Annotated in this window: 11 protein-coding genes; 8 read left to right on the forward strand and 3 right to left on the reverse strand. The window is 59.2% G+C overall.

Translation table 11 applies throughout. The features are described from left to right. Positions 1-119: 119 nt before the first annotated feature. Positions 120-1,292: a zinc-dependent alcohol dehydrogenase gene (locus tag H045_RS09030; RefSeq protein WP_015372149.1), complete on the forward strand. Its 1,173-nt coding sequence runs from the start codon at positions 120-122 to the stop codon at positions 1,290-1,292. A gap of 23 nt (positions 1,293-1,315) precedes the next feature. Next, the gene (locus tag H045_RS09035; RefSeq protein WP_003230636.1) at positions 1,316-1,540 is read left to right on the forward strand and encodes a hypothetical protein; all 225 of its coding nucleotides are present in this window, start codon (positions 1,316-1,318) and stop codon (positions 1,538-1,540) included. A gap of 150 nt (positions 1,541-1,690) precedes the next feature. Here the strand turns inward: H045_RS09035 and H045_RS09040 are convergent, their stop codons facing one another. Next, a complete protein-coding gene (locus tag H045_RS09040) occupies positions 1,691-1,939 on the reverse strand; it encodes a CsbD family protein (protein ID WP_003230634.1) in 249 nt (82 codons plus the stop codon). Positions 1,940-2,266: 327 nt separating this feature from the next. Here H045_RS09040 and H045_RS09045 point away from each other — a divergent pair, with 327 nt between their 5' ends. The 5 genes from H045_RS09045 (at position 2,267) to H045_RS09065 (ending at position 10,598) form a co-directional block, all read left to right on the forward strand. Further along, on the forward strand, positions 2,267-2,917 hold the full coding sequence (locus tag H045_RS09045) for a response regulator (protein WP_003230632.1): 651 nt from the start codon (positions 2,267-2,269) through the stop codon (positions 2,915-2,917). Next, entirely contained in the window at positions 2,914-6,624 is a 3,711-nt protein-coding gene (locus H045_RS09050; protein WP_015372150.1) for an ATP-binding protein, read from the forward strand. Before H045_RS09045 ends, H045_RS09050 begins: the two co-directional genes overlap by 4 nt. Positions 6,625-6,801: 177 nt before the next feature. Beyond that, positions 6,802-7,497, forward strand: a complete 696-nt coding sequence (locus tag H045_RS09055) for a DUF1120 domain-containing protein (protein WP_169794336.1) — start codon at positions 6,802-6,804, stop codon at positions 7,495-7,497. Between the two features lie 52 nt (positions 7,498-7,549). Next, positions 7,550-9,952: a fimbria/pilus outer membrane usher protein gene (locus H045_RS09060; RefSeq protein WP_015372151.1), complete on the forward strand. Its 2,403-nt coding sequence runs from the start codon at positions 7,550-7,552 to the stop codon at positions 9,950-9,952. Then, on the forward strand, positions 9,888-10,598 hold the full coding sequence (locus H045_RS09065; protein WP_003230626.1) for a fimbria/pilus periplasmic chaperone: 711 nt from the start codon (positions 9,888-9,890) through the stop codon (positions 10,596-10,598). Before H045_RS09060 ends, H045_RS09065 begins: the two co-directional genes overlap by 65 nt. 3 nt (positions 10,599-10,601) lie before the next feature. Here the strand turns inward: H045_RS09065 and H045_RS09070 are convergent, their stop codons facing one another. Both H045_RS09070 and H045_RS09075 read right to left on the reverse strand, forming a co-directional pair. Next, on the reverse strand, positions 10,602-12,005 hold the full coding sequence (locus H045_RS09070) for a diaminobutyrate--2-oxoglutarate transaminase (protein WP_015372152.1): 1,404 nt from the start codon (positions 12,003-12,005) through the stop codon (positions 10,602-10,604). Between the two features lie 87 nt (positions 12,006-12,092). After that, positions 12,093-14,153 carry a TonB-dependent receptor gene (locus H045_RS09075; RefSeq protein ID WP_015372153.1) on the reverse strand — a complete coding sequence of 687 codons (2,061 nt, stop codon included), beginning with the start codon at positions 14,151-14,153 and terminating at the stop codon, positions 12,093-12,095. A 254-nt stretch (positions 14,154-14,407) separates the two neighbouring features. On the opposite strand from H045_RS09075, the gene H045_RS09080 reads away from it, so the two are divergent. Further along, positions 14,408-15,382, forward strand: coding sequence for a TauD/TfdA family dioxygenase (locus tag H045_RS09080; RefSeq protein WP_015372154.1), 975 nt, complete (start codon positions 14,408-14,410; stop codon positions 15,380-15,382).

Here is a 15,382-nt window from a genome sequence, read left to right on the forward strand (position 1 = left end):
ATCGCAATAGGTGTCTGCTGCATCGATGTTCGAACGTGCAGCCTGCTGCAAAACGCGAGTGGGTGTGTTCACTTCCAGGCGGCTTGACTCATCCCTCCCCTGACCACGCGAGGTGCAACATGAAAGCTATTGTGTTCCACGGTGTCGGCGACATCCGGCTGGATGACGTTGCCGAGCCCACGCTGCAAGCTCCCAACGACGCGATCATCCGCATAACGGCCTCGGCCATCTGCGGCACCGACCTTCACTTCATTCGTGGCAGTGCGCCGGATATGCAACCCGGCACGATTCTGGGCCATGAAGCCGTCGGTATCGTGGAGGCATTGGGTGATGATGTGCGCAACCTGAGGATCGGCGACCGTGTACTGGTGCCGTCGACTATCGCGTGCGGCAATTGCGCTTACTGCCGCGCCGGTTATTTTGCGCAGTGTGACGTTGCCAACCCCAACGGCAAGACTGCTGGCACATCCTTTTTTGGTGGCCCCAAGGCCACAGGCCCGTTCAATGGGCTGCAAGCGGAAAAGGCCCGAATCCCCTTCGCGAATATCGGCTTGATCAAACTGCCCGACGCCATTACTGACGACCAGGCGATTGCAATGTCGGATATTTTTCCCACCGCCTGGTTCGGCGCCAAAATGGCGGAAATAACGGACGGTGACACCGTTGCGGTGTTTGGCTGTGGGCCGGTAGGTCTGTTCGCGATCGTCAGCGCGAAGCTGCTGGGCGCCGGACGCATCTTTGCCGTCGATGGCCTGGACGACAGGTTGGAACGCGCGCGGGACCTTGGCGCTGAATGCATCAATTTCGAGAAGGAGGACCCCGTTGAGGCGCTGCATCGCCTCACGCATGATATTGGCGTGGACCGCGCGATTGATGCCGTAGGCGTCGACGCCAACCACGCTCACCACGGCCAGGCCTGCGACGGCGCGCAATGGCAACCGGGCGATAAGCCCTCACAAGCCTTGGAATGGGCCGTGCAAGGTTTGGCCAAGGCGGGCACGCTGTCGATAATTGGTGTCTATCCTGCAGGATTCGACCGTTTTCCCATCGGCGCCGCGATGAATAAAAACCTGCGAATGAACATGGGGAACTGCCATCACCGCAAGTACATCCCCAAGCTCATTGAGATGACGCTGGCAGGTCGGGTGGATCCCTCCAAAGTGCTGACACAGCATGAACCCATGGGGGACGCCATCAGCGCTTTTCAGAAGTTTGATCAGCACTTCCCGGGCTGGATCAAAGTCAAGCTGGAAACGGCCGCCAACCAACCTGGCACAACCGGCCTTGGTTGAGCACACCCTAAAGGACAGCCATCATGTTCGATAAGCCGCATTACCTTGTCAGTTTCATCCTCGACAACCAGCCGCAAAGCCGAACGCTGGAGCACGACGCTGAACACCTCGATTCCCGGCAGGCAGAAGCCCTGCTCAAACAAACGTTCAGCGAACTCAAGGACGCCCGTTTGAGTGACGTTCAGGTGCAGAAAAGAACGCGACACGAGCAAGGTAACAACATTCCCGGGCACTACCAGCAACCCTGAAGAGGCGCGGCCGCAGCCCAGGTTCTCCGAGGCTGCGAAGCGCTTGCAAACCCGCGACCCCAAAAAACAGCCAGCCCCGTGTGTTAAACGGGGCTGGCATCAGTGCGCTCGACGAGCGCTGCGGCTGTGGCGTTTATTGCTCACCCCGGTTCAGCGGCGCAGCAGACGGTCCAGCACCAGCAGCGCGACCGCACCAATTGCCAGAGCGGCAACCGGCTTCTCTTTAACGAACGTGGAAACGCTGTCAAGTGCATCACCGTAGGTCTGGGTCAGCTGACCCGCCGCCTGACGCCCGGCACCTTCAGCTTGCAGCTTCGAGTCGCCAAACAGCTTGCCGGCAGCGCTCTGAGCCTTGCCAGCGACTTTTTCTACAACACCTTCTACCTGTTCACTTTTCATAATCACAAAACCTTCGCGTGTAGTGGGCAACCCGGTGTCAATCCGGGCTGGCGGATAGCTGCACAGCGTTAGGGCGAATGACGCAGTGATTAGTTCAAGTTGAAGTACCGCACCGAGCGTTCCGATGGCAAAGGCCGGGCTGATTCAGCCACACCCCAGGGAACTGGAATTTTCCAGTCTCTTCAAACCTGCATGCCTGTATCGTTCACGTTTCTTTCGTTTCAACTAAACAGGCGCGCAGCACGGTACTCACGCTACACTTTTGCGTGCTGAGAAATCGGGCGACAGTGACGGGCCAATTTGTTCAGTTCCCCAGGAGCAGCGTTCATGATTCCTCGTATCATCATCGCCGACGATCACCCTGCCATCCTGCACGGTTGCCAGGTCGTACTGCTGAATGACAGCAGCTTCGCCAAAATCCAGGCGACCGCCACCAGCGTCCCGGAACTCTTCAGCGCGCTGGAAAGCCACGAGTGCGACGTGCTCATCGTGGACTATTCGATGCCCGGCGCGGATATGGACGGCCTGCACATGCTGGGTGTGCTCAACAGACGCTACCCGAACCTGCCCGTGCTGGTACTGACCGGTGAAGAGAACCTCGGCATTCTGCGGTTGATTCTGGAGGCGAAGGTCCGTGGCATCATTCAAAAAAACAGCGACATTCTCTGTCTGCCCAAGGCGGTGCGCACCGTGCTGCGCCGGGGCATCTACTTGAATGATTCATTGAAAAAAGCGCTGGCTGAATCGCCCCGCAGCACAGCAAAAGAAGCACAGCTGAGCCCCAGGGAGCTGGAGATCGTAAGACTGCTGGCGTCGGGCAAGTCACCCGAGGACATCGCAGAAATCCTGCATCGCAGCATCAAGACGGTGAGCTGGGGCAAGAACTCGGCCAAGCGCAAACTGGGCATACAGTCCGACGCGCAGCTGTATCAGTATTACGCCTCACTGGCCAAATCCACCGTCGAGCACACGGGGTGATCAACGCCCTGCGCAGGCTGTTATGGCTGACACTGCTGGTGTCGAGCCTGTGCGTGGCATCAACCGAAACAAACGTGGCTTCGGGCAACACTGTGGTGGTCGGTCTGCCTGTACAGACCACCCCTCCCCTGGGCTTCTGGGTGGGCGACAGCCCGGCCGGATTCAGCATCGACTACTTGCGCTACCTGGCAGACCAATTGAATCTGAAGCTGGAATTCCGCCAGTTCGCCACCTTCGAACAAGCCACCACAGCCCTGTGCGAAGGGCACATCGACATCGTGCCGGACTTGCAGACCAACGCCACGCGTCAGCGCTGCATGAACTTTTCCAGCCCATATCTGCTCTCCCCGCTGGTATTGGTTGTTCGGCACGGCAGCGCAGCGATTACGTCTGCCGAATTGACGTCACACTCATTCGTCGCCGAGCAAGGCTATACGACTGCCCAATGGCTGAGCCAACGCCTGCCGCCCGCGCAGCTGCACATCTACGCAGACACCCAGTCAGCCCTGAACGCCTTGCAGAAGGGCGAAGGTGACGCCTATCTGGGCGAGCCTTACCAGCTCGAAGCACTGTTCAGCAGCGGTCGCTACAAGTCCCTTGAGGTTCGCCAGCAGGACCTGTACGACAATGCAGGTCTGCACTTCGGCATCAGTACGCTTCGGGCCGACCTGCGCGACGCCCTTGCCGCAGAAATGGCCCGCACGCCGTCGGACTTCCTCAACGACCTGCAGTTGCGCTGGCTGGACAAGCACTCGCTCAAGCAACGCATGCAGCCCTCCTCCCACCTGACTTCCGCGCAGCGCCAATGGGTGGATGACTTGCCGATGCTGCGCGTGAGTTATGAAACCACTTTCCGTCCCATGTCGTTCCTCGACGAACACGGTCGCCCCAATGGGCTGAGCTACAGCTACCTGAAATACCTGGTGAATGCGCTGCGGCTCAAAGTGGTTGAGATCCCCGCGCGAAGCGGCACGGTGGCGTCGTCCGACGAGGCCGACCTGCGTATTCCGGTGGACCCGTCCACCGAACACCTGCCCGGCTGGCGCTACACACAGCCCTTCGTGAGGATTCCGAACGTGTTGGTGACACGGCTCGGAGAACCCGCCAAAACCGCCATCGAAGAACTCAACGGCGCGACCCTGGTCGTGCCGGACACACCGAAGTTCGCGCAACGCCTCCAGCAACGGGTGCCCGACAGCAAGCTGCTGCTGGTGACCGACCCGGCTGATGGCTTTGAGCTGGTGCGCACCGGCAAGGCCGATGGCTACGTGGGTAACCTGATAACAGTCGACCGTTTGCTGGAGAAAGGCTGGTCGGACAGCCTCAAGATTGCCGCGGCTACCGATCTGCCGCTGGAGCTGTCCATCGCGGTGACCGAGCGTCACGCTCAATTGGTGGCCCTGCTGGATCAGCTCATCCAGAGCATTCCGATAGAACAGCGCGACCTGTTTGCCCAGCAGTGGCTGCGCAATACCTATGAAGTCGGCGTCTCGCCGCAACGCCTGTGGCGCATCGTCGGCAGCATAGGGTCCGCCGCGCTGCTGATCATTGGCGTATTGCTCTATGCGCACCTGTCCCTCAAAGCCCGCCAGCGCGCCCTCAGGGAAGCGCAACAGCGCTTGTCAGCGCAATTGCGCTTCAGCCGCGAACTGCTTGAATCGTATCCGTACCCGGTCGCCATCAAAGACCGTCATCGCCGTTACCTGATGCTCAATAAAGCCTATGAGCGAACCTTCAACGTTGAAGCGGCCCAGATACTGGGGCGCTGCGTCGACGAAATCAGCTACTACCCCGCGCAGGTGCGCCAGCGCATCTCCAAGATGGTCGAACGGGCGCTGCGTGACGATGAGCGCCAACAAGGCGAGCATATTCTGGTGGGCGAGGATGGCAGCGATCAGCATTGGCTGTACATCGTTACCCCCTATCGTCTGGACGGCGACGAACCTCAGGGCGTGCTCACCACGTTCATCGACGTCACCAGCATTCGCGCCGCCGAACAACTCGCTGAACAGGCGGCCGAGGCCAAGGCGGCGTTTCTGGCCACCATGAGCCATGAAATTCGCACCCCCATGAATGGCATTCTCGGTTTGCTCGAACTGATGAGCGACCTGCACCTGCCCACGGACGCGCAGGAAATGCTGGCGATGGTCAATGAATCGACCCGCTCGCTCCTGCAGGTACTTGACGACACCCTGGATTTTTCACGCATCGACTCCGGCATGCTCGTTGTCGCGCCCGAGCCCACCGATCTGCGTCAACTGCTCGACGGCGTGCTGCGCCTGATCGGTCATCAGGCACACAGCAAAGACCTCGAGCTGCACAGTCTGATTGATCATCGCATTGCCGGGTTGCTGGAAGTCGACGGCAGCCGCCTGCGCCAAGTGCTGCTCAACCTGCTCAGCAACGCCACCAAGTTCACCCAAAGCGGGCATGTGCGCCTGGAACTGAGCGTCCAGCACGATGATGGCGAGCAGCACCTGGAGTTTCTGGTCGCGGACACCGGCATCGGCATCAGCCAGGAGCAGCAGGAGCGTCTGTTTCAACCCTTCATGCAGGCCGACAGCTCCATCACCCGGCGCTACGGGGGCTCGGGCCTGGGCCTGATGATCTCGCGTCGACTCGTGCAACTGATGGGCGGTGAGCTGTACCTGCACAGCCGCCTCAATGAAGGCACGCGCATCACCTTCACCCTGAGCCTGCCCGTGGTCGCCGCGCTTGAAAAACCGTTCACCGCGCACTCGGTGAGGCTCGCGTCCGATCTCGCGCCCTACCGAGAAGCCCTGGCAGAGCACCTGCTGGCGCTGGGGCTTCACTTCACGTCGGATCAGCAGGACCTGCTGATCACCGCCGATGAGGCATCTGCCGGCAAGCCCGGAACGCTGCTGATCACCACCGAGGCCCTGCCTGCCGGCTATGCCGTCGGCCCACCGGCCACCCGCCTGAGCGTCAACCCGCTGACCTGGGGCGGCTTGCAGGCAGCCCTTGAGCAACTGCTGCTGGGGCGCAACAGCTGCCGCCGAATTCCGTTGCCCCGTTCCAGCTACCCCAAGGGGCACAAGGTGCTCATCGTGGAAGATCACCCCACCAATCGATTGCTGCTCAAAAGGCAGATGGAACATCTGCACTGCGCCTTCGATCTGGTGGAAAACGGTCTGCAGGCACTCGAACGCCTGCAAACGCAGCAGTACACGCTGATCCTCACCGACTGCTATATGCCAGAACTGGACGGCTACGCCATGACGCGCCAGGTACGCGACTCAGCGCTCGACGCCGCGACGATCCCCATCATAGGCATGACGGCGAGCATTCACCCGCAGGAGCAGCAGCGCGCTCGAGCGGCCGGCATGGATGAACTCATCCTCAAGCCCATCGTCCTCAGTGCGTTGATTACCCTGTTCGAGCGTTACCTGTGCGCGCCGCCTGAAGACTCGGCAGTCACCAGCATGGGCGATCTGAAGGCCGTGATGTGGGACAGTTTTTGCGCAGAGAGTCGCAAGGACCTGCTGGCCATAGAGGCCGCACTGATCAGTGACGATGCCGAAACCCTCGGCCATTTGCTGCACAAACTCGCCGGAGCGTTGCAACTGGTCGAACTGACCGAACTGTCCCGTCAGGCGCAGCACTTGCACCGTGAGGCGCAGCGCCATTCAATCGTACACACAGCGATACGCGACTTCGTTGACCAACTTCGCGACGCCGGCATCTGACAGCTCGCACATAATCCACGTCTTGCTTGAACTGTCCTCGCTAACAGCAGAACTGGAATATTCCAGGCCAACACCACGTTTGACACTCCTATAATTTCGCCGCGCTTGAAAGAGGGTCGACTTCACCATCGACATTGCCCTTTCGAGCGTCTTTTAATTATTCATAGGAGTATGACCGTGAAACTTTTCAAACTGGGTGCCACGTTATCCATTGCCGGCTTCGCCACCCTCGCGCCCTTTATCGCCCACGCCGCCAGCGACATTAACGTTAAAGGTGTTATTACACCGAGCGCGTGTACGGTAAATATTCCAACTGGCAATGATCTGGACTGGGGCGAGATCCCTTGGGACTCACTGAACAAAACCGACTTCACCACACTCACCGCAAAGCCAGCCACGATCGTTATTAACTGCCCGGAAGGCACAACCACGAAAACCGCCATGTGGATTGTCGATGCGGACCCTTCCAGCGCTTTGGTCGGCAAGAATAGCGCCGGGCGCACCGACCATGGCGATTCGGGCCGTATCTTCGGTATCGGCATCGATCCGGTGACCAAGAACAAGATCGGCAACTTTGTGCTGAAGCCGGTCAGCACCACCGTCGACGGCGTCACCAACACCACCAACTTTGGTTATAACCGCGACGCGGCCAACCATATGTCTACGCCCAGCAGCCGGGCGTTGATGTCCAATTGGGCTTATTACACCGCAGAAGAATGGAGTCCTCTGGACGCCAGTAACAACCCTGCCAGCGGCACTTCGTTCACCTGGAACTTCGAGGTTGAACCGCAAATAAACAAGGCCAGCCAAATCACCGCGACCACGCAAGTTCCATGGAACGGAACGGCACAAGTCAACGTTCGTTACTACTAATTTAGTGTGAGTTCGCAAATGTCCTGCCTGACGGCGGGACATTTTTATTGCCATGAAACTTGTCCACTCCTTACTGCTGATATTTTTCATCTCGATGAACGCTCACGCACAACTCAAATTTGACAACAAGTTGCTCGGCATCAGTGGCATCAGTGACCAGCAAGTTGAGGACGCCCTTCACGACACAGAACTGTATGCTGGCGATAACGCGGTGCATCTCTACGTCAATGATCGCTTCATTGCCAAGACTGTGGTTTATCGCGCGCCCGGAGGACAAGCGGGCTATACGGCCCATGACCTTGAACGGTTCGGTCTGAAAAAAGACGCCTGGGGTAAGCGCATTCAAAACGGCGCTGCAACCTACGTGCTGCTGACTGATCGAATCAAGCCCACCTTCAGCCGAAGCGACCGCAGCCTGAAGCTCACGGTACCGCGCGCGCTGCTGGAAAACCCTGACTTCATTCAACGGCAAAAGGGTGGAACCGGCGCCTTCGTCAATTACAACACCTACTATTCGTCGTTTGACTCCGGCGGTTCGAGTAATGACTCACTGAGCGCAACCTATCAACTGGGCGCCAATGCAAACAACGCGTTACTGCGCGCCAACGGCACGTTCAGCAGCTTTACGTCCAGAACCCAGCGCTACAGCAAGAACAACGTCCAGTCGCTTTATCTGGATCGCGATTTCGACATTGGCCGCGTCAAAGCCGGCCGCCTGAACTCGCCCGATGGCGGCTTCGGCGTGGGCTACGTGGATGGCGTGGTCTACAACACCAAGGACTCGCCCTCAGGCATTGGCAGCGTTGCCTTCACCTACGACAGCGATGCGCCGGCGGTGATTGAGTTCTACCAGCGAGACCAGTTGGTCTACACCTTGAACGTCAACCGTGGCCACAACAACCTTGCCGCCATACCGGTGACTTCACTTACGTCGGATGTGGTGGTGGTGATCAAACGCGATGGCCAGGTCATCGATACCCGCCAGATTTCCCGTGCCCGCATCAGCCGCGCTACCACGCAAAGCAGTGGGCTCTACGCATTTGCCGGGCGCTCCAACACCGATACGCCCGCCGTGACAGCAGGCGCGGGTTACTCAAAACGCTACAGCGATGCCGTGAACCCCACCGTCGCGGTCGTCGCCCAACAGCGTTATCAGGGCGTCTCCGTCAGCAACACCCTCACTAAAGGCGGCCTGCAGATGACCACGTATGGCCTGTTATCGAGAAATGAGCGCAATAAATTGGGTGTCAACTTTAACGCCACGCTCAGTTACGGCGGCACCGACCTTACGTACCAGGCAATCAGCCGCAATTTCTCCTATGTCGGCCAGGTTCTTTATGATTACCAGGCCGATATAAAAAGTACCTGGGGCATCACGCACAGTTTTGTGGTGGGCGACAATAATGCGTTCAGCATCATGCTCAATCGGAATGACTTCTACAGCCGCGCCAGTTATTCGACCTGGTCGGCAGGCTATTCCACTAACTTCAAAAGAGCCTCACTCACGCTGAGTGCCGGGTCTATCCTGCAAGCGCCCGGTAATACCCAGCGCGACACAATGACGTTGAATGCCAGCCTGTCGATTCCATTCGACGTGGGCGGCCGCCATGTTTCTTACCGGTCGCAATACAACGCTTACAGTAACACCCAACGCCTGGACAACTATCTGACCACCCGGGTCAATAGCGATTACAGCGTCACGGCAGGCCATGTGCAACGCAGTGTCCAACGCACCGCCACCGCAGAAAACTATATAAGCAACGACTTCAATACACCGTACACCCATGCCGGCCTGACGGTTTCCAAGTCCGAAAGCGAGCGCCGCAGTGCAACGTCAAACAGCCTGAGCCTGTCGGGTTCAATCGCCGCCAATCACAAGGGCGTGGTGTTTACACCCGAACAACTCAAAGACACCTACGCCATTGTCGACACTCATCTCAAGGGTTTCGTCAAGGTCAGCAGCCAGCGCAGCTCGGCAAGAACAAACTATAACGGCAAAGTGGTGCTGGCCAATATCTCCGATAACAAGCCTGACTTCGTCAAAGTCAATCCCAAGGGGTTGGACGATGACGTGTACTTCCAAAACAACCAGGTGGACTTTATCAGCGACCGTGGCGCGGTTTCCTACTTCGACTTCGAGCCCACCCTTAACAACAACGTGTTGCTGCGTTGGACGAACAAGCCTGAAGCGCTCAGTTCTCGCACGGTCTTTTATGACCAGGACGGCAACTTGATCGCCAACTTCATTGACCAGAACGTGCTGCTGATCAAACAGGACAACATCAAGCAACTGCAAACGTCCGGCATGTTCAATGCGTCCGACAGCACCCAGATGTGCAAACTTCCCACTCAACTGGAGATCTCCAATGAACACATTATCGATACAACCTTTGACTGCTCTTGGCAAAAAATGCCTGTGGCTGGCCTGGCTGACAGCCCTGCCCCTGCTGGCTGAAGCCCAAGTGCAACCCAGCGCCTCTGCCGTGCTGATTCAAAAAGGGCAGAAAGAAGCCACTATCGACCTGAAAAACAACAGTGATGAGGCCGTGCTGCTCTACAGCAAAGTGAGCAAGTTGCCAGATGACGACCTCGACGGTGGCGTGCTTTATACCGTGCCGCAAACCGTGGTGGTCGCGCCCGGCAAAAACCAGACCGTGCGCGTGATCTACCGGGGCAACAAGCCTCTGGACAGGGAACACATTGCACGTGTGCTGTTTTCAGGGCTGCCCCCACAGGAGCAAGCGGCGGGAAAGGTGAAGTTCGTCATAGGCCAGGACCTGCCCGTGGTCATCGGCGTCGACCCCAATTCGTCCGAAGTCGATACCTGGAAGCAAATCAGCTTCAAGCAAGCGCAGGGCAAACTCTGCATGAGCAACCCGTCACGCAAGATCTTTCGGTTTGATCCGAACATGTCGAGCCCGCAGATCAAGGCAGGCATTACCTTCAACAAGGCTTACGTGTTACCGGGCGAAACGCTGTGCCAGGCGCTGACATCACCGCTGGCCGCCAACGCCTCGTTGACTTTCAACAGCGTGTCCAGCTTCAACTTCATGCTGCAAACCCATGTCATCCAGTTATCCGACCAGGCATCGAAGCCTTGATTATCAAACTGAACGCGCCGCCTCAAACAGGATCTGCGCCACAAAATCAATCTCCTGCTCAGTGATGATCAGCGGCGGCAGAAAACGCACCGTCGCGCCATGACGTCCGCCCAGCTCCACGATCAAACCGTGCCTGAGGCAGGCCTGCTGGAACGCCTTGGCGCGTACCGCATCGACGGGCGGATGCCCTTGCACGTCGACGACCCCCTGGGGATCGACGATTTCCATGCCCAGCATCAGGCCGCGTCCACGCACATCGCCGATCCAGGAGAATTCGCTCTGCAGTGCCTGCAACTGGTTGTGCAGGTGCGCGCCCACGGTCTCGGCGTGGGCCACCAGGTGATTGTCGCGAATAAAGCGCAAGGTCGCGGTGCCGGCCGCCATGGCCAGCTGGTTGCCACGGAATGTGCCCGCATGGGCGCCGGGCTGCCACACGTCCAGCGAATCGTTGTAGACCATCACCGACAACGGCAAGCCGCCACCGATGGCCTTGGACAAGGTGATCACGTCCGGGGTGATGCCCGACTGTTCGAAGCCGAACATGCGGCCGCTGCGCCCGATGCCGCACTGGATTTCGTCGACGATCAAGGGAATGCCGTGGGCGGCAGTCAGGCGTCGCAGCTCCTGTAACCAGCGGTCCGGCGCGGCGATCACCCCGCCCTCCCCCTGGATCGGTTCCAGAATCATCGCGCCCGGCAACGTCACGCCGCTTTCGGGGTCGTTGAGCAGGTGCTCCAGGTAACGCAGGTTGAGGGTGACGCCTTGCTCGCCGGCGACGCCGAACGGGCAACGGTAATCATGGGGGAACGGCAGGCGCTGCACGCCCGGCATCAGGGCGCCGAGGGCATTTTTGGGTGACAGGTTGCCGCTGATGGCCAGCGTCCCCAGGGTCATGCCGTGGTAGGCACCCTCGAACGCCAGCACCGAATGACGCCCAGTGGCGGTGCGGGTCAGTTTGAGCGCGGCTTCCACCGCGTCCGCCCCACTGGGGCCGCAAAACTGGATGCGCGCGTTGCGGGCGAAATCCGTCGGCAGGCAGCCGAAGATTTCCTGCACGAAGGCATCCTTGACCGGTGTCATCAGGTCCAGGGTGTGCATTGGCACGCCGGCGGTCATCAATTGCGTGATCGCTTCAATGATCACCGGGTGGTTGTGGCCCAGCGCCAGAGTGCCGGCGCCGGCCAGACAATCGACAAACACCTGGCCGCGACTGTCCTGTACGTAGATGCCGTGGGCCCGTTCGAGTACCAATGGAATACGCCGTGGGTAGCTGCGCGCATTCGACTCCTGCTGTTGCTGGCGCTCGAGCATCGGCGTCAGATCCAGGCAATAAGGCTGGGACAACCCGGTGTGCGACAGGCGTAGCTGTGCTGCACCGCCCGTGGTGGCATTCGAAACGGCGTTCATGAAGTGCTCCAGGTAGGCTGGGTTTGAAAGCGGAGTGCGCCAGGCAAAACCAGACGCCGGGAACCTGGGTCCCCGGCGTCCGGCGATTTACATGTCGTAACGCAGCACCAGGCCGAACGTGCGGGGCGCACCCACATCGATGATGTCGCCGATGCGGTTGCTGGTGACGTATTCCTTGCCGAACGCGTTTTTCAGGTAACCGGACACCGCGACGTTCTTGGTGACCTTGTATTCGGTGCTGAAGTTGGTCAGCACATAGTTGTCACTGCGACGCACCTTGCTCACATTGCCGTTGGCGTCGAACTCGAAGTCGGACGGTGCGGTGCTCTGGTAGGTCAGGTCGGTGTTGAGGGTCAGGCGCTCGTTCCAGCGGTAGGTGCCGCCCACCGACATCTTGTATTTGGGCGAGTAGAGGAACGGCTGGCCACTGCGATCGTTACCGTCACCGGTGTTGAATTCCTTGTACTTGGAATCAGTGATCGCGCCGCCGACGTTCAGGGTGAATTGCTCGCCAAAGTCTTTTTCGACGGACACTTCCAGGCCTTTTATGTCGCTGCGACCGGCGTTGTAGACCAGGAAGAAATTACCCGTTGGGTCGAGCACGCTGACCTGCTGGTCTTTCCAGTCGGTGTAGTAGAGGTTGGCGCGTGCGCGCAGGCTCTTCTCGAGGAACGACCCGCGATACGACAGCTCGTAGTTGGTGGTGTATTCCGGATCGTAGGCAACGTGACCGCCACCGGCTCGCACGTTGACACCACCGCCGCGATAGCCTTTCTGCACCATGAACCCGACGTACTGGTCTGGCATGAATTGATAGTCAACGCCAACCTTCGGCAGGAACGCGTTAAACGTCTTTTTCGCCTTGGACGGGCTGGAGAAGTCGTCCTGCTTGATATCGGTATCGTTGGTCTCGTAGTCGTAGCGCAGGCCGGTGATCAGCGTCCAGTCAGGCGCAAAGTCCCAGTTCACTTCACCAAACATCGCCGCGTTGTTGATATCCACATCGCCCTTGGCGGCGCCGCGCTGCACGTTGTTGAACAACAAGCGGTCGTGGAAGCTGTTGGTGGTATGGCCGAAATACACCCCGGCGAAGCTGCGCACCGTGTCGGACTGATAACCCAGACGCAGTTCCTGGCTGAACATGTCGCCGTTCTGCTCGCGCAGGATGACGTTGTTGGCCGTGGCGGTCTGGTCGAAGTCCTTGCGCGCTGTGTAGCCCGAGTGCGTGTAGCTGGTCATGTTGGTCAGCGTCCAGGCATCGTTGAGGCGCCAGTCGATCTTCGCGCTCAGGGTGTCCTGGTTCAGGTTGTCGTAGGCCTTGGTGTTGGACGCGATCTTGTAGTACTGCACCTTGTCGCCGATGCGGGTGATTGAGTTGTCGCCCTGGCGGTGTTCGTTGTGCGCGTAGGTCAACAGCACATCGGTATCGTCGTTCGGCGTGATCAATAGCTTGCCGCGATAGTTGCTGGTGCGGTGTGGGTTGGCGTCGTCGTTATTGGTGGTGTTGCGGATATAGCCGTCGCCGTCCTGAGTATCGATGGCGATCCGGCCGGCGACCTTGTCGTCGATGATCGAGCCACCGCCGGCCACGGCCACGCCGTGTTCACCGTAGTTGCCGATGTTGGTCTGGGCGGAGAAGGTGGGTTCGAACGTGGGGTTGCGGGTGGTGATCACCACCGCACCGGCCAGGGAGTTGCGCCCTTGCGTGGTGGACTGCGGGCCGAGGAGTACTTCGACCTGTTCGGTATCCCACAGGCCAACCGGGCTCAGCGTCAGCGCGCGGTTGGGTTGCTGGGCGCCATCTACATACACCGAAATTGCACCGTTGAGGGTTGCCGGGCCCTGGTCATCGAAACCGGACACCGGCACGCCACGAATACCCCAGTTCTCGTTGCCGGACTGGTTGTACACGCCAGGTGTGCGGGCAAACACGTCGATCAGGTTGTGATCGGCCTTGTCACGCAGTTGCTGCTCCGTGATCACGGCCACACTCGACTGGGTCTTATCCAGCGAGCGGTTCATCTTTTCGCCTGTGACGGTGACTGGAGCGATCTCCAGCGCCGCTGGCTGATCATCAGCCCATGCAGTGTTCATCAGGCAGACGGCTGATGCTACCGCCAACGCCAGTGTGTTGATTTTGTAGTTCACGCCCCGCTCCCCTACCGCAAATATTCGAATTTTTATACGTTGGCAAACGCTGTTTTTCCCCAGCGAAACGGAGTCTAAGCCAAAAAAAATATTAAAGGAATACTATTGATAATCCCTCTCATTAACACCTAGTATGCCCTTCGTACCGAGATAAACACATTTTGTTAAACGTTTTGTGAAGGCCTCTGCCCGGTTTTCAAGGCCTGCTGTCACGTTGCTGAAAAGCCAAAAGCATAAACAGGATGTGCAAGACAATGACCTCCATCGAACACCAGGACGGACGTTTCAAGCTCATGTCGATCACGGATGAAACACCCGGCGCCACCCTGCCCCGGTGCGTGCAGGCCAAGCCCGGCCAATCGATCCATGCGCTCGAGCAGTCCGTACGCGACAGCCTCGACGCCAGCTTGCGCACCGTCGGCGGCGTGCTGTTTCGCGGCTTCACGGTCGCCACCCCCATCGACTTCAAGCGCTTTGCCGCCAGCTTCGGCGCACCACTGGCCAGCTACGAGTTCGGCTCGACGCCGCGCAGCAAAGTGTTCGCCGGGGTCTACAGCTCCACCGAATACCCGGCGCACCAGTTCATCCCCTTGCACAACGAGCAGGCCTACACCCGGCCCTGGCCTTCGCGCATCTGGTTCCACTGCATCAAAGCCAGCGAAACCGGCGGCGAAACGCCGATCTGCGACAGCCGCCTGATCTACCAGCGCATGCCCGCCGACATCCGCGAGCTGTTCGCCAGCCGCGAGTTGCTCTACGTGCGCAACTACAGCGGCGCCCTCGACCTGCCCTGGCAAAAAGTGTTCAACACCGAAGACCGTGCGCAGGTCGAGCGCTACTGCCAGGACAATGGCATCGAGTGGGAATGGAAAGCCGACGGTGACCTGCGCACCCGCCAGCGCTGCCCCGCCGTGCTGCAGCACCCGGAAACCGGCGAGTGGGTCTGGTTCAACCAGGCGCACCTGTTTCACGTCTCGGCGATCGAGCCCGCCGTGCGCGCCAGCCTGCTGGCGGCCGTGGGTGAAGAAAACCTGCCGCGTCATGTGTACTTCGGCGACGGCTCGGCCATTCCCGACGCCCTGCTCGACAGCGTGCGCGCCGTGTACGACCACACCGCCGTGAGCTTCCCCTGGCAGGCCGGTGACATCATGATGCTCGACAACCGACTGGTCGCCCACGGGCGCAATCCTTATACCGGTGACCGCAAAGTCATCGTCGCCATGGCATGA

Source organism: Pseudomonas poae RE*1-1-14, from assembly GCF_000336465.1.
GTDB classification, from domain to species: domain Bacteria; phylum Pseudomonadota; class Gammaproteobacteria; order Pseudomonadales; family Pseudomonadaceae; genus Aquipseudomonas; species Aquipseudomonas poae.

Coding starts and splice junctions, on each gene's coding strand:
- H045_RS09030 (WP_015372149.1), top strand. CDS start 120: ATGAAAGCTATTGTGTTCCACGGTGTCGGCGACATCCGGCTGGATGAC.
- H045_RS09035 (WP_003230636.1), top strand. CDS start 1,316: ATGTTCGATAAGCCGCATTACCTTGTCAGTTTCATCCTCGACAACCAG.
- H045_RS09040 (WP_003230634.1), bottom strand. CDS start 1,939: ATGAAAAGTGAACAGGTAGAAGGTGTTGTAGAAAAAGTCGCTGGCAAG.
- H045_RS09045 (WP_003230632.1), top strand. CDS start 2,267: ATGATTCCTCGTATCATCATCGCCGACGATCACCCTGCCATCCTGCAC.
- H045_RS09060 (WP_015372151.1), top strand. CDS start 7,550: ATGAAACTTGTCCACTCCTTACTGCTGATATTTTTCATCTCGATGAAC.
- H045_RS09070 (WP_015372152.1), bottom strand. CDS start 12,005: ATGAACGCCGTTTCGAATGCCACCACGGGCGGTGCAGCACAGCTACGC.
- H045_RS09080 (WP_015372154.1), top strand. CDS start 14,408: ATGACCTCCATCGAACACCAGGACGGACGTTTCAAGCTCATGTCGATC.